This window comes from Hyphomicrobium sp. NDB2Meth4 (assembly GCF_900117445.1).
GTDB lineage: Bacteria > Pseudomonadota > Alphaproteobacteria > Rhizobiales > Hyphomicrobiaceae > Hyphomicrobium_A.
In genome coordinates this window covers 655,036-672,317 of record NZ_FPEJ01000013.1, presented here as the reverse complement: position 1 = coordinate 672,317, position 17,282 = coordinate 655,036, and the positions used below count along the sequence as shown (strand labels likewise).

The window sequence follows — 17,282 nt, the reverse complement described above, 5'->3', positions numbered from 1 at the left end:
GCAATCTCGGCGAGAGCGCAGCGTTAAGACGGCGCGCTCATTTAAGAGGCAATCGGCGACAGCGGGCGCGCCGTTTCATGGCGAGCGGCTGTTTTGCCTGGAGAAGCGGGGACAATTTTAAGCGCGTTGGTACGACTGGCGTTTGCAATTGGACATCGGCGCATCGCCGTCTCTGGAAGCTACGCGGCAAAAAATGATGCCGAGCGGCGAGACGAATGCTCGCCGCTCGGCATCAAATCCATCGCGCGGATTAGAGTCCGAGATAGATGCCGAACCCAGGGCGACGATAGTAGTGGCGGTGGTGGCGGTGGTAACGGTGACCGCGATAGTAATGGCGGTGGCGCCAATGGCGGCGGTGATGGCGGTAACCCGCCTTCTCGACATTGCTCGTCGTCACTTGCTTGGCATCGCTCACCTGCGGCAGTGCGCTCGCGCTTTGCGGCGCGGCAAACATCGCAGCGGCACCAATTCCGGCGGCAACAAGCATGGCTGTCATACGCATTGTTCTGTCCTCCTTTTATGTGGGGTTGAACGTTGCGGTGCGTAGAAAGTTCCCAATGGACTAAACTTGCAAATACTGGGTCAGCATGTCGCGCTGACCTCTAAGTGTCGCAATAACTGCCGCCTCGCCTTATCTCACGGCCGGCACTTTTCTTCTCAAACGCGGAGCCCACGCGATGTCGACGCCCAACGCTGCGAAATCTGGAACATTCAAGATCGGCGGCGACCTTGCCGTTCACCGCCTCGGATTCGGCGCCATGCGCGTCGTCGGAAAGGGCGTATGGGGAGACCCTGAAGATCGGGATGAAGCTCTGCGCACGCTGAAGCGCGTGCCCGAACTCGGGATAAACCTGATCGACACCGCGGACAGCTATGGCCCGGAGGTCAGCGAGCGGCTGATCCGAGAGGCGCTGTACCCATACGAGGGGCTCGTCATCGCAACGAAGGGCGGTTTGTTGCGCCCGGGCCCGGACAAATGGGTCCCGTGCGGCAATCCCGATTACCTGCGCCAACAGGTGTTCGTCAGCCTGCGGCGCCTCGGCGTTGAGCGCATCGATCTGTGGCAGCTCCACCGCGTCGATCCCAAGGTGCCGCGCGAAGAGCAGTTCGATGCCATCGCCACGATGCAAAAGGAAGGGCTGATCCGTCACGTGGGGCTGAGCGAAGTCGGCGTTGACGACATCACCGCGGCGCAGAAACACTTCAAGGTGGCGAGCGTGCAGAACCTCTATAATCTCACCAATCGCTCGAGCGAGCCTGTTCTCGTCCACTGCGAAGCGAACGGCATCGGTTTCATTCCCTGGTTCCCGCTCGCCTCCGGAAGCCTGGCCAAGCCGGGATCGCCTCTCGACGCAATCGCGCACCGTCATAAGGCCAGCCCGAGCCAAATTGCGCTCGCATGGCTGCTGAAGCGGAGCCCGGTGATGCTTCCCATTCCCGGCACGGGAAAGGCGAAGCACCTGGAGGAGAATGTCGCCGCGGTCGACATCGAGCTATCCGATGAGGAGTTTGCGGAGTTGAGTGCTCTCGCGTAGCTTCGAGCGCGAGGCTGCGCATGTGGTGTGGCCGGGAGGCCGGTACATGCGCCCTCGGTTTTTGTTGCGATCCGCCATCATGTTGCCGCTCGCGCTCACCGCGAGCGGTGCGGCGGCGCAATCGACGCCACCGCCCTCCTGCCGCGACGATGCGATGATCGTGTTCGATGCGTCGGGTTCGATGTCCGGCACCGACTTCAACACGCCGCCAACCCCGCGCATCGACAAGGTGCGGCAGGCACTCGGCAAGGTGCTTCCGCAGATCGCTGCGATGCGCAATCTGGGCCTGATCGATTACGGCCCCGGCCCCTCCAACCGCTGCGACAACATCGAGTTGCTGTTGCAGCCGGCGCCGCGGTCAGCCGATCGCATCATGGCGGCCCTGGGCAAGCTCAATCCGGCAGGCCGCACGCCGCTGACGGCCGCCGTACGCGAGGCTGCGCGGGTGTTGCGGTTCCCTGAGAAGCCCGGTGTCGTGGTGTTGCTGACGGACGGCGAAGAAACTTGCGGAGGCGACCCGTGCGCGATGGCCAAGGCCCTGCGCGCCGAGGGGGATAACCTCACCATTCACGTCATCGGCTACCGCATGCGCGAGCTGGCAACGACCAATGGGTACGTGCAATCGCGCTGCATGACGGACAGCACCGGCGGGCTCTATATCTCCGTGGAGACCAGCGAGCAGCTCGTCGAAGCCCTGCAAAAGACGCTCGGGTGTCCGGCGGTGTCGGATGCATCCCCGGGCCATACCGGCCGCTAACCGTAAGCCGGTTTGTGGTGGCGCTGCATCGGGCTTTCGTTCAAAACCCTGCCGATACTAGCGGCGACACACGGTGTCGATCCGCATTTTGGGCCAGTTCTATGGGAAAGCCACATGGGCAGCTTGGCGCAGCGCTTTTTGCTTGGTCTCATCGCGATTGCGATGCTGGGGGCCGCGTCTGCGCGTGCGGAGGAGCGTCCCACTGACACGGACTGGCGCACGGGCGCCGCCGTTGCACCGGGTGCCATGACCTGGATGAGCGACAACGTCGCCAACAAGAAGCAGCTCATAGAGCAAACCGCGAAGGCCCAAGGCAAAACCTGCACGGACAAGTTTGCGTTTCTAGGCTGGGGCATCGGCAACGGCGGTCCGCCCGTCATCATGGACAAAACACGGGAAGGATATGAGAAGGCCGGCTATTCCGTGCAGCAGAAGCCGGGCAGCATCGAAACCGAACGCGTGTGGATCGTGCGCGATGCCGCGCGCGAGGCGGTGATCCTTTGGGGCGCATTCGGCGGATCGACGATCTATTTGTCCTGCATTACAGCAGGAGAGCCGGCGGCTAGCCCCGGCAGGCCGCTCTATATCGGCCTGCTAGCTGCCCTGGGTCTGGCAGGTTTCCTGGTCGGCTGGTGGGTGTTCCGCCGCGTGCGTGCGCGATCGCCAGGCCGGCCGCCGTCGGCATCGTGACGGCGAGCGACCGGTCGACTACGAAACTGGCGCCTCAGCGCGCGGCGATGTGCTGCTGGAGCATGGGCGCGAACACCATGCGCTCGACGCCGATGTTTTCGGGAATAGCGGACCGGTCGGGGATCGCAATGCGCGCACCGACGGATTGTGCGCTGACCGGCAGCGTCGGCACGGCGATGGCCGAGCTGAAGCCAACGGGCGACTGACAGACGAAAATGCCGAGGACGAGCGAGGCAACGAGCGCCATCTGTCTGAAGACCCTCGTGCGGGCTTCACGTTCGATGGTCTCGATGATGTAGACCTGCAGCGGCATGGCGAGGTCAGACGCAGAGGGTCTCGAAGCGTGCGCCGGCGTAAAGGCCGACAACGCCCTGTTGCATGCGTTCACGACGCAGTCTCCTGGATGCGGTACGAAAACCAGTGCCCTCAGGCAGACACATTACGCACCAATTTGGCGGCCTCGTGACCAGATGGTTAAGGGCTGAACTTTATTCGATGAGGGAGGCGACTGGCTCGACGCCAGAAATGGACGCGCCTTCATTGTGAGCGAAGCGGCCGTGATTGCGGCGGCGGGCCACGGCGGGTAGCGCGCGGGGCAGCGACTGGTCAAATGGTGTTCGCGCTCCCACATTAAAGCGTCCCTAGAGAGGCGTGGAATGGGCGCAGCAGGCGTCGACAAGTGGCTCTACCCGACCGATCGCGGGCTTTATTGCGAGCCCGGCGGCTTCTTCATCGATCCATCGCGTGCGGTGGACCGCGCAATCATCACGCATGGGCATAGCGATCATGCCCGGTCAGGCCACGGCGCCGTGCTGGCGACGCGCGAGACGATCGAGATCATGAAAGTGCGCATGGGACCGGAGTGCGCGGGCACTCTGGAATCGCAAGCGCTGGGCGAGAAGCGCAGCCTCAACGGCGTCGGCATCAAGCTCATGCCCGCGGGGCACATTCTGGGGGCTGCGCAGGTGGTGCTCGAATGGAACGGACAGCGTGCGGTGATTTCCGGCGACTACAAGCGCGCACGCGATCCGACGTGTCCGACGTTCGAGGTGGTGCCATGCGATGTGTTCGTCACCGAAGCGACATTCGCGCTGCCGGTGTTTCGCCACGAGCCGGCGGAGCAAGAAGTTGCGCGCCTGCTCGCGTCAATGAAGCGACAGCCGGAGCGTGCGCACCTCGTCGGCGCGTATGGCCTCGGCAAGACGCAGCGCGTGATCAAGCTTGCACGTGAGGCGGGTTACGATGCGCCGATTTACCTGCATGGCGCCCTGGTGGAGTTGTGTGCGCTCTATCAGCGGCTCGGGGTCAACCTCGGAGAGCTTCGCCCGGCGACGACGGAGAAGAGCGGTGATTTCGAGGGCGCCCTTGTTTTGTGTCCGCCGTCGGCGGTCGATGACCGCTGGTCGCGCCGTTTTCCCGATCCGGTGACCGCCTTCGCGTCTGGCTGGATGCGCATCAAGGGGCGCATTCGCCAATCGGGTGTCGAGTTGCCGCTCGTCATTTCGGATCATGCCGACTGGCCGGAACTGCTCGATACGATCGTCGAGACGGGCGCTGAGGATGTGTGGGTGACGCACGGGCGCGACGACGCACTCGTCTATCAGCTCGGCCTTATGGGCCGCAAAGCGCGCGCGCTGTCGCTGGTCGGCTTCGAGGACGAGGACGAATAGCCGTGCAGCGGTTCGCCAACCTTCTCGATTGCCTGACGACGACGCCCTCGCGTAACGGCAAGCTGGCGCTGCTGGTCGAGTATTTTCGCAGCGCGCCCGATCCCGACAGAGGATACGCACTGGCGGCATTGACGGACGGGCTATTTCCGCGTCTGCCGTTGCGGCGTGCGATTTCCGAGCTGATGACGGGCCGCATCGATCCGGTGCTGTATCAGATGTCGCGCGACTACGTCGGCGATACGGCTGAAACGGTGTCGCTGCTCTGGCCGGACAAGCGCGCGACGCGGCCCTCCCCTACCCTCGCCGAAGTGGTCGCTGCGTTGGAGATGGTTCCGGGCAATGCCGTTGCGCCGGTTCTGGGCGACTTTCTCGACCGGCTCGATGTGCGTGGGCGCTGGGCGCTGCTGAAACTGATTGGCGGGGCGCCGCGCGTCGGCGTTTCGGCGCGGCTGGCGCGCACTGCGCTGGCGCAGATGAGTGGACATGATCTTTCCGAGATCGAAGAGATATGGCATGCGCTGAAGCCCCCATATGCGGAGCTGTTCGCGTGGCTCGAGCATCGCGCGCTGCGGCCCGACGTTTCCGGAAAGCCGATTTTCCGTCCGCTCATGCTTGCCCATCCGATCGAGGAAGGCGACTGGGCGAACCTGTCTCCGAGCGACATCGTCGCCGAGTGGAAGTGGGACGGCGTTCGCGTGCAGATCGCGGCGGGCGGCGGGGACGTGCGCATCTTCTCGCGCTCGGGCGATGACATCTCCGGCAGCTTCCCCGAGGTGGTGGCGGCCTTTCAGCCCTACGACACCGTCGTCGACGGCGAGCTGCTGGTGGCGCGCGATGGCATCGTCGCGCCGTTCAACGACTTGCAGCAGCGTCTCAATCGCAAGACCGTGACGGCGAAAATGCTGCGCGAGTATCCCGCGTTCGTGCGCCTCTATGATATTCTCATCGATGATGGTGAGGACGTGCGTGCGCTTTCATTCGATGCCAGGCGCGAACGTCTCGAAGCGTGGCACGCGCGGCATCATCCGCGCGCCAGCGATGTCAGTGCGATCGTGCGGTTCGAGAGCTTCGCTGAGCTCGATGCCTTGTGGAACGGGGCGCGCGAGGCGGGCATCGAAGGCTTGATGCTGAAACGGCGCGAGAGCCCGTACCTTTCAGGCCGCCCGAAAGGGCATTGGTGGAAGTGGAAGCGTGCCGCGCTCACAATCGATTGCGTGCTGATGTACGCGCAGCGCGGCTCGGGCAAGCGTTCGTCGTACTACTCCGACTATACGTTCGGTGTCTGGCGCGAGACGGCCGGCGATGACGGGCAGATCGTGCGCGAACTCGTGCCGGTGGGCAAAGCCTATTCCGGCTTCACGGACGAAGAGCTGCTGCGGCTCGATCGCTTTATCCGCACGCACACGACCGAACAGTTCGGCCCGGTGCGCGCGGTGGAGCAAACCATGGTGCTGGAGATCGCCTTCGACGCCGTGTTTCCGTCGACGCGGCACAAGTCCGGCCTCGCCATGCGCTTTCCGCGCGTGCATCGTATCCGCTGGGACAAACCCGCCGATGAAGCCGACACGCTGGAGACAGTGCAGAAGCTGGTGGTGGCGCCAACGGATAGTGCGGGCGATGCGGCCGGCGTTGCTGCCGCATCGCGTTAACCGGCGCCGGCGCTAGTAGCGAGCGCCATCGGGGACCGTGCGGAATTCCGCCCAAACCTTCTGCGCTTCGGGCTGCATGATCTGCTGCATCACGACCTGCCGCTGACCGTAAGGGAGCAGGAGATCTCCGGCAATATTGGCGTCATCGAAGAGGTCGGCGTAGTCAGGATACCCGGCTGCATAGAAGATCTTGGAGACGCGCGCCCAATAGGCGGTTGCGTAGCACATCGGGCACGGCTCGCAGCTCGAATACATGACGGCCCCGTCGATGTGCGGGTTGCCGATCTTGCGGCAGGCTTCGCGGATCGCGTTGACCTCGGCATGCGCGGTGGGATCGCTGTCGCTCATGACGCTGTTGCCGGCGACGGCGAGGACCTTGCCATCGAGCACAATGACGGCGCCAAACGGGCCTCCGGACTTCGTCACGACGCCCGCCTCGCGCATGTGCTGCAGAGCGAGGCGCATGAAATCCTGATCCTGCGGCGTCATCGGATCCTTGGGTGTGATGAGGTTGCGATCACTTCCAGACATTGGTGCCTCCCGCGGCGGTTACAGACCGCACGGTAAGCAGTTGGGATCAATGTCCCCTAGCAAGCGGGCGCTTTTGTGCCGCCTATGGCTTCCCTCCGGTTTCGCGCAGCGTCACATTGGGATTGGGGGCTAGCCTGGGGATCAGGTGGAAGCTTCGATGATGGCGCCAGCCTGGCGCGCCTGGGCCAGCAGACGCTCCTTCTTCTCAGCCGCGACCCTAACCCGGGCGCGCGTCTCGCCACTGTCGAGCGGCTCGCGCTCGATGACGTCGGCTTCCTCGTAGAGCCAGTTGACGAGGCGGCCGCCGTGCGCGGGGATCAGCATCTCGACGACGCTGTCGCTGCGCCCGAGACGCTTGTCGATCTCGTCGAGCAGCCGGTCGATGCCCTCGCCAGACACAGCGGATACGAGCACGGGACGGCGCTCGGCAAAGCGGGCGGCGCTAATCGCCTCTTCGCGGGTTATGGCGGAGAGAAGGTCGACCTTGTTCCACACTTCGAGGATCGGCGCGTCGGCTGCCAGCGTGTCGATGCCGAGGTCCGCGAGGACTTGCTCGACGTCGTGCGCCTGGCTGTCGGTCTCCTCGTGGGAGATATCGCGCACGTGCAGGATGAGGTCGGCCTCGATCACCTCTTCGAGCGTTGCGCGGAAGGCGGCCACCAGCATCGTAGGAAGATCGGAGATGAAACCGACGGTGTCGGACAGGATGATGCGGCGGCCGCTCTTGAGGCGAACCTCGCGCATCGTAGGGTCGAGCGTGGCGAACAGCTGGTGCTTGGCGAAAACGTCGGCGCCGGTGATGCGGTTGAACAGAGTCGACTTGCCGGCGTTGGTGTATCCGACGATGGCGACGACTGGATAAGGCACGCGGCGGCGTCCCTGCCGATGCAGCTCGCGCGTGCGCACTACGACCTCGAGCTCCTTGCGGATGGCCATGATGCGTTCGTCGATCATGCGGCGGTCGAGCTCGATCTGTGCTTCGCCCGGGCCGCCCAGGAAGCCGTAGCCGCCGCGCTGGCGCTCCAAGTGAGTCCAAGTGCGGACCAGGCGGCTCTTCTGGTAGGAGAGGTGCGCAAGCTCGACCTGCAGGCGTCCTTCCCTGGTGCGCGCACGGCGGCCGAAGATTTCGAGGATGAGCCCGGTGCGGTCGAGCACCTTGGTGTTCCAGGCGCGTTCCAGGTTGCGCTGCTGAATCGGCGAGACCGGATGGTCGATGATGACCAGCGCGATCTCATGCGCGGCGATCATCGCCTTGAGGCTTTCCACCTTGCCGGTGCCGAACAGCGTAGCGGGCCGCGGCGTCGCCACCGGTACGAGCATGCTGTCGCGGACGTCGAGGTCGATCGCCTCGGAAAGCCCGATGGCTTCCTGAAGCCGGTCATGGGGGGAATGCAGCGGTGCGGTGCGGCTCGGCGCACCTGCTTCAACGCGCGGGGGGCGGGTGGCGCGTTTGAAATCCGGCACAAGCACGAGAGTGCGCGCACCTATCGCGCGCGCCTCGCCTTCGATCTGCTCTGCAATGTCTACGCGTTCGTCGATTGCCGTCGTCCGAGATTTTAGGCCTCGGTCGTTTCGGTCTCCATGAGGTGGACCGGTTGGCCGGGCATGATGGTCGATATCGCATGCTTATACACGAGCTGCGAGTGACCGTCCCGTCGCAGAAGCACGCAGAAATTGTCGAACCAGCTCACGATCCCTTGGAGCTTGACGCCATTGATGAGAAAAATCGTCAGAGGCGTCTTGTTCTTGCGCACGTGGTTCAGGAACGTGTCCTGAAGATTCTGAACTCGATCTGCGCCCATTTTTGTTGTCCGCCTGTTCTTAGGTCTGCTGGGGTAGTGAGGCCGCTCCGGTGAGCGGCGCGCAGTGGCTGTGATATAATAACATTATGCCGCACTGCACACTAAAAGGTATACCAAGTTCGTCATCAAAGAGAAGCTGTCTCAAGCGCTCGAAATGGCGGCAAAATGGTGAAATTTCTGGCGTAGTTTCGCCGCCACCGGCCCGGGTCTGCCGTCGCCCACAGGACGCCCATCGATGCGAACGACCGGCATCACCGTCTGGGTCGCAGAGGTGATGAAGGCCTCGCGGGCGGCGTAGGCTTCCGAGAGCAGGAACGGTCGCTCGATGAGTTGCATCTTCTCCTCGGCAAGGACATCAAGCAAGGTCGCGCGAGTGACGCCGGGGAGGATATCAAGCCCCAATTGCCGTGTGATGACGGCCCCGCCCTGGTCGATGATCCAGGCGTTGCTGGAGGCCCCCTCGGTGACGAAGCCCTCGGCGTCCACGAACCAGGCCTCGCGGGCCCCGTCTTTGCGGGCGGCTTCCTTGGCGAGGCAGGCAGGCAGCAGCATCACCGTCTTGATGTCGCGCCGCTGCCAACGGATATCGGGCATCGATTTGACGGCTATTCCCGACAGGGCCTTCAGATCGCGGTGAGCGGCCGAAATCGATTGTGCCAGGCAGACGACGGTCGGAGGGACGTCGGGACCAGGGAAGGAGAAGTCTCTGGGGGCGGCACCACGGCTAACCTGGAGGTAGACGAGGCCATCGCGCACGCGGTTGCGGCGGATGACCTGGCGCATGACGTGGCCCAGCGCCGCGGCGGTCATGGGGCGGCGGATCTGCAGCTCGGCCAGCGATCTCTCGAGGCGGGCCATGTGGCGCGCTTCGTCGATGAGGCTCCCGTCCCTCACCTCGCAAACCTCGTAGATGGCGTCGGCGAATTGGAAGCCGCGGTCTTCCACGTGAACGGCGGCGTCGGCATACGGCACGTAACGGCCGTTCACGTAGACAATGCGGGTCATTGGATGTCCGTCAGTGCGTGAAATCGTGAAGTTGCAAGCTCGTCGATCGTTCGGGTCGCCATCGTCCGGCTTTGCAGGCTTACGACTTCACCCACGTCAGGCCATCAGGCCTGACGTACTTCCATGCCGCGGTGCTCGGATGAGACACCGAGCGCCCTCAACTTGCGATGCAGGGCCGATCGCTCCATGCCGACGAATTCGGCCGTGCGCGAGATGTTGCCGCCGAAGCGGTTGATCTGGGCGAGCAGGTATTCGCGCTCGAAGATCTCGCGGGCCTCGCGCAGCGGCAGGCTCATCAGGTGCTCGGCGCCGCCGTTCACGGGCAGCGGCACATTGGAGCCGATCTCCTCGGGCAGCATCTCGGCGGTGATGACGGTCGAAGGATCGCCGCCGGCAAGGATCATCAGACGCTCGATGTTGTTGCGCAGCTCGCGCACGTTGCCGGGCCAGTCGTGGGCTTGCAGCACGGCGATTGCGTCTTCGCCGATGCGGCGCGGGGCGAGGCCGGAAGCGCTCGACAGCTGGCCGACGAAGAACTGGATCAGGTCGGGGATGTCCTCGCGGCGCTCAGCGAGGCTCGGCACGCGCAGCGGCACCACGTTGAGACGGTGATAGAGGTCCTCGCGGAAGCGGCCCTCGGCAATCTCGCGCTCCAGGTCACGGCTGGTGGAGGAGATGATGCGGACATCAACCGCCACCTTCTGGCTGCCGCCGATGCGCAGGAACTTCTGCTCGACGAGCACGCGCAGGATCTTGCCCTGGGTCTCGAGCGGCATGTCGGCGACCTCGTCGATGTAGAGAGTGCCGCCGTGCGCCTCTTCCAGCGCGCCGACCTTGCGCGGGCCGCCGCCGGTGCGATCCTCGGTGCCGAACAGCTCCTCCTCGACGCGATCAGGCGCCATGGCGGCGGCGTTCAGAACGACGAACGGAGCCTCGGCGCGCGCGGACTTCATATGAATAACGCGCGCGGCCAGTTCCTTGCCCGCGCCGGACGCCCCGCGAATGAGAATGCGGCTGTTGGTCGGGGCGACGCGATCGAGAGCGTTCCGCAGCTGGTTGATTGCGGGAGACTTGCCGACCATGTCGGCGCTGAACGTCGAGCGCTCGCGCAGTTCCTTGACCTCGCGCTTCAACTGCGAGGCTTCGAGTGCGCGCAGCGTGACGAGGATGAGCCGATCGGCCTTGAACGGCTTTTCGATGTAGTCATAGGCGCCGCGCTTGATGGCGGTGACAGCGGTCTCGATGTTGCCGTGACCGGAGATGATGACCACGGGCAGGTCAGGATAGGTGCGCTTGATGTAGGAGAGCACCTCCAATCCATCGAGACGGCTGCCCTGCAGCCAGATGTCGAGAATGACGAGATGGGGGCGCCGCTCCTCGATGGCTTTCAGGGCTTCGTCGCTGTCGCGCGCGAGGCGTGCGCTGTGCCCCTCGTCCTCGAGAATGCCGGCAACGAGATCGCGGATGTCGGCCTCGTCGTCGACGATCAGGATATCTGCAGCCATCTTTCAAAACTCCTTCGGTCGATGTCGCGGGCCTAGTGGGCCGCAGCTTGTTCTGTTGAGGATGGGGGAGTGGCGGGGCGCGCTGGTCCATGTCCAAAGACCAGCGGCAGCGTGATGCGGACGAGTGCGCCGTGCGGGCGGCCGGGAACCACGGGGGCGTCTTCAAGCGCGAGTGTGCCGCCGTGCTGCTCGGTGATCTTCTGCACCATGGCAAGGCCAAGCCCGGTGCCCTTGTGGCCTTTGGTGGTGACATAAGGCTCAAGCAGGCGAGCGCGGTTCTGCTTGGGCAAGCCGATGCCGTTGTCGATGACTTCGATGGTAACGCGGTCGGACTGCGGCGTGATGATGGTTTCGATCCAGCCCTTCCACTCCGGGTCTTCCTGCTGGGCGGTTTCGCGCGCGGCTTCCACGGCCTCGCTGGCGTTCTTGACGAGGTTCGTGATGGCGCGGGTGATGAGGCGCCGATCGATCGACATCAGCAGCGGCTTTTCGGGTATGCGCAGGTCGTAGCTGATTTCGGGATGGCCTTCGCGGAACAGGACGACGGGCTCCTGCACGGCATGGCGCAGGTCGCTCGACGCCATCTCTGGCTTGGGCATGCGCGCGAACTCGGCGAACTCGTCGACCATGGTCTTGAGGTCGGTCACCTGACGTTCGATCGTCATAGTGAGGCGGTCGAAGGTTTCGCGATCGTGCGTGATGCTCTTGGCGTACTTGCGACGCAGACGCTCGGCTGAAAGCTGGATCGGCGTCAGCGGGTTCTTGATCTCATGGGCGATGCGACGGGCAACGTCCGCCCAGGCCGCCGTGCGCTGGGCCGAAACAAGATCGGTCACGTCGTCGAAGGTGACGACCGAGCCGACATCGCCGCCACTGGCGCGCTCGCGCGTGACCATCACAGCGAACGTGCGCTCCTCGCCGCCGACATCGAGCGTGATCTCTTCCTGCGAGCGCTGCTTTAGCGTGTGCTCGCCAGCATGGTCGAGGACGCCGCTGAAGGCGGGGATTGCCTCGCGCAACTTCTTGCCCACGAGGTCGGCATCCTCGATGCCGAGCAGCTTGGTGGCGGCGCGGCTGACGAGCGTGATGCGATCCTGGCTGTCGAGACCGATGACACCGGCCGACACGCCCGACAGCACGGCCTCCATGAAGTGGCGGCGCTCCATTAGCTGCTCGTTGGCAGTGACGAGCGCGTCGTGCTGGTTCTTCAACTCCCGCGTCATGGTGTTGAAGGTCTGCGACAGGCGCCGCAGATCGCCCTCGCCGCGCTTCTCGGGCAGCTCGATATCGAGATTGCCTGTCGAGACCTCCTGAGCCGCACCGATGAGGCGACGGATCGGAGCAACGAAGCGTCCGGCGAACCATAGACCGACCCAGATGGCGGCGAGCACGGCCGTCATCGAGATCATCAAGTACATGAGCCCGTGCGCCACCTTGAGCCCGCCGCGCGCTTTGCGCAGGCGGTTGAACTCGTCGACGTTCTGGGCGGTAAGGCGGAGATGCTCCGTCACCTGCGGGCTGACACCACGGGCGACGTAGAGATACATGCCGGGGTAACGCTCCAGCTTGGTGACGGCGCCGACGCGGTAATTGTGCGCGTTGGGCATCATCAGGGCCACTTGCCCGGAAGCGGCCTGCTCCAAAGCACTTCGCGTTGGGCTGATGTAGGGCAGGCGATCGTCGGCACTGGTTTCGACGACTGGCTGGCCCTCGCTATTGACGATGTAGGCCGCGGGCAGATCGCGCAGACCTGCCTGGACCATCACCAAGCGCTGAAGCCGCATGGGGTCGCCAGCTATGGAGCCGGCGGCCATGTCGAGGTCACGCGCCATGTTGACGATGTCGGTGCGGATCACCTGACCGTGCTCGTCGAGGTAGGCGTTGGCGACATCGCGCGATGACAGCACGATGGCGCGCGTAGACGTGGCGAACCAGCCGTCCAGCGAGCGGGCGAAGGTGACCGTGGCGCCGACCGCGAGCAGGATGGTCGGCAGCGCAGCAATGATCGAGAACAGACCGACGATGCGGATGTGCAGCCGGGCGCCCGGCGTGCGTTTGCGCCATGCCCTGGCGAGCCCCAGCACCTGCCAGGTGAGGAGCGCGATCATCGTGACGATGAGGACGATGTTCAGGGCGAGCACGCCCAGCACCACCTCGTTTCGCGGCGGGATCGGCGTCAGACCGGTCAGGATGAGATAGGTCGCGAACGCCGAGACGAGCGACAGCAGGACCAGCACCAGTCCGATCCAAAAGGCGCGGTCGCTCGGATTGAGGGCGGAGGCCCCTTCTTCCAAGTTATGGCCTCGCTGCGGTGCGATGAGCACTGCCGGCATCGGGTCGCTTTCAGTCTTGGGCCCGGGGGAGGCCGGTTACGGAACTGCCGCCAGTTGCGGCGGCCGGGATCACAGCAACAGACTGTGACATTTTCGCGACGTGGCGAATTGGTAACGCCGGGCCGGACCGCGCGCAAGGGCGTGCGGGTAATGCTTTGGAATTTCAAGGGGACAATGGGCCGCGACTAAGCCTGAGGCGTGCGGAAAACCCGGATATCCAGCGCCCTTATTCTCGAACGCAGTGTGTTGCGGTTCAATCCCAACAACTCGGCCGCGCGGATCTGATTGCCACGCGTTGCCGCAAGGGCAGCCGTGAGCAGAGGCAGCTCAACCTGGCGGATGATGCGGTCATAGAGGCCGGGAGGCGGCAGCTCTTTGCCGAAGCCTGAGAAGTAGCCGGCGAGATAGCGTTCCACCTGCTCGCTGAGGTCCTTCGAATCAGAGGAGCCGATGTCGGTCGACTTCTCCGGCATCGCTTCGGCCAGCTCTTGCTCGATGATCTGCGCAGTGAGCGTGTCCTGGGTATAGAGCGCGGCAAGGCGACGAACGAAGTTTTCCAACTCACGCACGTTGCCGGGCCAAGGGTGCGTCTTGAGGCGGTCGATGGCAGCGGCTTCAATCGATTTTTGACCGAGGCCTTCACGCGCGGCCTGACGCAAGAAGTGGCGCACGAGATCGCCGACATCCTCCAGGCGCTCGCGCAGTGGCGGAATGCGGATCGGCACGACATTGAGTCGATAGTAGAGGTCCTCGCGGAAGAGGCCCTGCGCGATCTGCGATTTCAGATCACGGTGAGTGGCGGCGATGATGCGCACGTTGGTCTTGATCGGCGTGCGGCCGCCAACAGTGGTGTACTCCCCTTCCTGCAGAACGCGCAGAAGACGCGTTTGGGCGTCGAGCGGCATATCGCCGATCTCGTCGAGGAACAGCGTGCCGCCTTCGGCCTGCTCGAAGCGGCCTTGCGTGCGCGTCTGCGCGCCGGTGAAGGCGCCCTTCTCGTGGCCGAACAATTCGCTCTCGACCAGTTCGCGCGGGATGGCGGCCATGTTGATGGCAACGAATGGACCTTGGCGGCGGCGGCCGTAGTCGTGCAGCACGCGGGCGACCAGCTCCTTGCCGGTGCCGCTCTCGCCGTTGATCATCACGGTGAGATCGGTCTGCGTGAGGCGCGCAAGCACGCGATAGATTTCCTGCATCGCCGGCGATCGGCCGATGAGCGGAAGCTCCTCGCTTTCCATCTCCTGCGTGGGGCGCTGCAAGCGGCGGCCGGGCTGCGTCAAGGCGCGCCCGACGACGGCGACAACCTCGTTCAGATCGAAAGGCTTGGGCAGATATTCGTAGGCGCCCTTCTCGGCTGCGGTGAGCGCTGTCATCAGCGTATTTTGCGCGCTCATGACGATGATCGGCAGATCGGGCCGGATCTTCTTGATGCGCGGAATGAGATCGAACGCGTTCTCGTCGGGCATGACGACGTCAGTGAGGACGACATCGCCCTCGCCCTGACTGACCCAGCGCCAGAGTGTCGTGGCGTTGCCGGTGGCGCGCGGAGCGTATCCAGCTCGCGCAAGCGCCTGGTTCAACACCGTGCGGATTGCGGTGTCGTCGTCGGCAATAAGAACGGTACCACGGGCCATGGCCTACCTCGGGCTCGAGCGGGAGTTCGGAGTGGAAGGTTCCTGCATCGGGAGCAGGACCCGGAAGACGGTGCGCTTGGGCTCGCTATCGAGCTCGATGATCCCCCCGTGGTCGTTGATTATCTTGGCGACGAGCGCGAGCCCGAGGCCAGTGCCGTACGGCTTGGTTGTGACGAACGGATCGAACAAGTGCTCTTTAAGGTGCTCAGGGACGCCCGAGCCATTGTCCTCGATCTGGATCATCAGCGGCAGGCTGATGCGGGAATCGGATCCCTGCACCGAGAGGCGCACGCCGGGACGAAACGAGGTCTGAATGACGATGCGCCCCTGCGCCTTGTTATCGCCGATGGCCTCGACTGCGTTCTTGACGAGGTTGAGGATCGCCTGAACCAGCTTGTCGCGGTTGCCGGCGACGGGCGGCAGCGAGGGATCGTAGTCCTCGATGAAGCGGATGCCGCGGCCGAAGCCGGACTCGCACAGGCGGCGGACGTGGTCGAGCACGTCATGGATGTTGACGGGCTCTTTCTGCAGCGGGCGCTCGTCGCCGAACACTTCCATGCGGTCGACAAGATTGCGGATGCGATCTGTCTCGGAGCAGATGAGCTGCGTCAGCGCGCGGTCGGCATCGGAGAGGTTCTGCTCGAGCAGCTGGGCCGCACCGCGGATACCCGACAACGGATTTTTGATCTCGTGAGCCAGAACAGACGCCAGTCCGGAGACTGACCGGGCGGCTGCACGATGGGTGAGTTGGCGTTCGATCATCTGCGCCATGTTCCGCTGTTGCAGCATCAGGACGACGTCGGTCGGATGCTCGGGCATCGGGCCGCCGTAGACATCGACGAGCTTGGGGCTCTGAAATTTCGGGCCGGAAACCTCGACCCCGTATTCGTTGACCGTGGCGCCGGAGAGCCGCACCTGATCGACGAGCGCGAGCAGCGGGCAGCCGAACGCCACGACCTCGTCGAGCTTGATGCGCTTCAGGAGCGCGATGCCGCTGGACAGGAAGGCTTCGGCCGCCGAGTTGGCGTAGACGATGCGATTATCATCGCCGAGAACGATGATCGGATGCGGCACGGCAGCAAGGAGCAGATCGTGCTCCACTGGCTTGCGGTTCGGCAGTTGCGGACGGGTAGCGGCGGCACTTCTCGTCACGCGGCAGCCTCCAGCGGTTCGTCGGCGTAGAAGGCGGCGAGGCCGCGCATGACACGCGAAGGATCGCGTTCGGTGCACAGCACGCGGCGCCACGACTTCACGATGTCGATGGCGCGGCCGCTCTTCTCCAGATACCAGCCGATGTGCTTACGGGCGATGCGCAGCCCGTGCTCGGCGCCATAGTGGGAGAGCATGTCCTCGATGTGCGAACGGGCGATATCCGCCTGCTCGGGCAAGGACGGAGCGGAAACGGGCGCGCCGGAAAGGTGTGCAGCGACACGGCCGGGCAGCCAGGGCGCACCATAGGCGCCTCTGCCGATCATGACGCCGGCGGCGCCTGAGGCTTGCAGAGCTGCGTCGGCATCCTCCGCGGAGGCGATGTCACCGTTGACGATGACGGGGATCGAAACCGCGCTGGTGACGCTGCGTACGGCGCTCCAATCGGCGCTGCCCTTGAAGAACTGGCAGCGGGTGCGTCCGTGCACAGTTAGCATCTTGATGCCGGCAGCCTCGGCGCGGCGGGCCAGCTCGGGCGCGTTGCGGCTCTTGTCGTCCCAGCCGAGGCGCATCTTCAGCGTGACAGGTACCCGGACAGCGGCGACCACGGCTTCGATCAGCGCCAGGGCGTGGTCGAGATCGCGCATCAGGGCGCTGCCGGACAGCTTGCCCGTCACTTCGCGCGCAGGGCAGCCCATGTTAATGTCAATGATATCGGCACCGAGGTCCTCGGCGATGCGGGCGCCCTCCGCCATCCAGCTGGCCTCGCGTCCCACGAGTTGGATAGCAAACGGGGCGAGCTCGCGGCCTTCGGCACGGCGCAGAACATCGGCGCGACCACGCACAAATTCTTCGCTGGCGACCATCTCGGAGACGACCAGGCCAGCGCCTAGAGAATGAGCGAGGCGCCGGAACGGCAGGTCCGTGACGCCCGTCATTGGGGCGAGGAGGACCCGGTTCGGCACGGTGTGGCGACCAATTTCGAGGCCGCCGCTGATCGACGTCATGCCGGATGCTCAGGA

16 protein-coding genes are annotated in these 17,282 nt (G+C 64.4%); 5 read left to right on the top strand and 11 right to left on the bottom strand.

The window, feature by feature from the left end; all coding sequences use genetic code 11:
- Positions 1-250 precede the first annotated feature (250 nt).
- Positions 251-502, bottom strand: a complete 252-nt coding sequence (locus NDB2M4_RS18230; protein ID WP_072377623.1) for a hypothetical protein — start codon at positions 500-502, stop codon at positions 251-253.
- A gap of 175 nt (positions 503-677) precedes the next feature.
- On the opposite strand from NDB2M4_RS18230, the gene NDB2M4_RS18225 reads away from it, so the two are divergent.
- The 3 genes from NDB2M4_RS18225 (at position 678) to NDB2M4_RS18215 (ending at position 2,982) form a co-directional block, all read left to right on the top strand.
- Complete coding sequence (locus NDB2M4_RS18225; protein WP_072377621.1) at positions 678-1,535, top strand: aldo/keto reductase; 858 nt, start codon at positions 678-680, stop codon at positions 1,533-1,535.
- Between the two features lie 46 nt (positions 1,536-1,581).
- Entirely contained in the window at positions 1,582-2,292 is a 711-nt protein-coding gene (locus tag NDB2M4_RS18220) for a vWA domain-containing protein (RefSeq protein ID WP_072378305.1), read from the top strand.
- Between the two features lie 114 nt (positions 2,293-2,406).
- Positions 2,407-2,982: a hypothetical protein gene (locus NDB2M4_RS18215; protein ID WP_072377619.1), complete on the top strand. Its 576-nt coding sequence runs from the start codon at positions 2,407-2,409 to the stop codon at positions 2,980-2,982.
- Positions 2,983-3,016: 34 nt separating this feature from the next.
- On the opposite strand, the gene NDB2M4_RS18210 is transcribed toward NDB2M4_RS18215, so the two are convergent.
- Positions 3,017-3,370: a hypothetical protein gene (locus NDB2M4_RS18210; RefSeq protein WP_139247368.1), complete on the bottom strand. Its 354-nt coding sequence runs from the start codon at positions 3,368-3,370 to the stop codon at positions 3,017-3,019.
- Between the two features lie 268 nt (positions 3,371-3,638).
- Between NDB2M4_RS18210 and NDB2M4_RS18205 the strand changes: the two genes are divergently transcribed.
- Positions 3,639-4,652, top strand: coding sequence for a ligase-associated DNA damage response exonuclease (locus tag NDB2M4_RS18205; protein ID WP_072377615.1), 1,014 nt, complete (start codon positions 3,639-3,641; stop codon positions 4,650-4,652).
- Positions 4,653-4,654: 2 nt separating this feature from the next.
- Entirely contained in the window at positions 4,655-6,301 is a 1,647-nt protein-coding gene (locus NDB2M4_RS18200) for a cisplatin damage response ATP-dependent DNA ligase (protein ID WP_072377613.1), read from the top strand.
- Positions 6,302-6,313: 12 nt separating this feature from the next.
- Here the strand turns inward: NDB2M4_RS18200 and NDB2M4_RS18195 are convergent, their stop codons facing one another.
- The 9 genes from NDB2M4_RS18195 to dusB all read right to left on the bottom strand — a co-directional run bounded on the left by NDB2M4_RS18195 (position 6,314) and on the right by dusB (position 17,267).
- Entirely contained in the window at positions 6,314-6,832 is a 519-nt protein-coding gene (locus NDB2M4_RS18195; RefSeq protein WP_083556567.1) for a nucleoside deaminase, read from the bottom strand.
- Positions 6,833-6,973: 141 nt separating this feature from the next.
- Complete coding sequence (gene hflX, locus NDB2M4_RS18190; RefSeq protein WP_072377611.1) at positions 6,974-8,302, bottom strand: GTPase HflX; 1,329 nt, start codon at positions 8,300-8,302, stop codon at positions 6,974-6,976.
- Positions 8,303-8,388: 86 nt separating this feature from the next.
- On the bottom strand, positions 8,389-8,634 hold the full coding sequence (gene hfq / locus NDB2M4_RS18185; RefSeq protein WP_072377609.1) for an RNA chaperone Hfq: 246 nt from the start codon (positions 8,632-8,634) through the stop codon (positions 8,389-8,391).
- A 141-nt stretch (positions 8,635-8,775) separates the two neighbouring features.
- On the bottom strand, positions 8,776-9,639 hold the full coding sequence (locus tag NDB2M4_RS18180) for a D-amino-acid transaminase (protein WP_072377607.1): 864 nt from the start codon (positions 9,637-9,639) through the stop codon (positions 8,776-8,778).
- 104 nt (positions 9,640-9,743) lie between these two features.
- Positions 9,744-11,144 (bottom strand): nitrogen assimilation response regulator NtrX, encoded by a 1,401-nt coding sequence (locus NDB2M4_RS18175; RefSeq protein WP_072377605.1) that lies wholly within the window; start codon positions 11,142-11,144, stop codon positions 9,744-9,746.
- A 32-nt stretch (positions 11,145-11,176) separates the two neighbouring features.
- Positions 11,177-13,438, bottom strand: coding sequence for a sensor histidine kinase NtrY-like (locus tag NDB2M4_RS18170; RefSeq protein ID WP_072378301.1), 2,262 nt, complete (start codon positions 13,436-13,438; stop codon positions 11,177-11,179).
- A 224-nt stretch (positions 13,439-13,662) separates the two neighbouring features.
- Positions 13,663-15,111, bottom strand: coding sequence for a nitrogen regulation protein NR(I) (gene ntrC / locus NDB2M4_RS18165; protein WP_072377603.1), 1,449 nt, complete (start codon positions 15,109-15,111; stop codon positions 13,663-13,665).
- 3 nt (positions 15,112-15,114) lie between these two features.
- Positions 15,115-16,263, bottom strand: coding sequence for a two-component system sensor histidine kinase NtrB (locus NDB2M4_RS18160; RefSeq protein WP_072377601.1), 1,149 nt, complete (start codon positions 16,261-16,263; stop codon positions 15,115-15,117).
- A complete protein-coding gene (gene dusB, locus NDB2M4_RS18155; RefSeq protein ID WP_072377599.1) occupies positions 16,260-17,267 on the bottom strand; it encodes a tRNA dihydrouridine synthase DusB in 1,008 nt (335 codons plus the stop codon). The genes NDB2M4_RS18160 and dusB overlap by 4 nt, the downstream gene beginning before the upstream one ends.
- Positions 17,268-17,282 lie beyond the last annotated feature (15 nt).

Bases quoted from the DNA above. Each gene is read 5' to 3' on its own strand.
- NDB2M4_RS18230 (WP_072377623.1), bottom strand. From the start codon at position 502: ATGCGTATGACAGCCATGCTTGTTGCCGCCGGAATTGGTGCCGCTGCG.
- NDB2M4_RS18225 (WP_072377621.1), top strand. From the start codon at position 678: ATGTCGACGCCCAACGCTGCGAAATCTGGAACATTCAAGATCGGCGGC.
- NDB2M4_RS18220 (WP_072378305.1), top strand. From the start codon at position 1,582: ATGCGCCCTCGGTTTTTGTTGCGATCCGCCATCATGTTGCCGCTCGCG.
- NDB2M4_RS18215 (WP_072377619.1), top strand. From the start codon at position 2,407: ATGGGCAGCTTGGCGCAGCGCTTTTTGCTTGGTCTCATCGCGATTGCG.
- NDB2M4_RS18205 (WP_072377615.1), top strand. From the start codon at position 3,639: ATGGGCGCAGCAGGCGTCGACAAGTGGCTCTACCCGACCGATCGCGGG.
- NDB2M4_RS18195 (WP_083556567.1), bottom strand. From the start codon at position 6,832: ATGTCTGGAAGTGATCGCAACCTCATCACACCCAAGGATCCGATGACG.
- hfq (WP_072377609.1), bottom strand. From the start codon at position 8,634: ATGGGCGCAGATCGAGTTCAGAATCTTCAGGACACGTTCCTGAACCAC.
- NDB2M4_RS18180 (WP_072377607.1), bottom strand. From the start codon at position 9,639: ATGACCCGCATTGTCTACGTGAACGGCCGTTACGTGCCGTATGCCGAC.
- NDB2M4_RS18175 (WP_072377605.1), bottom strand. From the start codon at position 11,144: ATGGCTGCAGATATCCTGATCGTCGACGACGAGGCCGACATCCGCGAT.
- ntrC (WP_072377603.1), bottom strand. From the start codon at position 15,111: ATGGCCCGTGGTACCGTTCTTATTGCCGACGACGACACCGCAATCCGC.
- dusB (WP_072377599.1), bottom strand. From the start codon at position 17,267: ATGACGTCGATCAGCGGCGGCCTCGAAATTGGTCGCCACACCGTGCCG.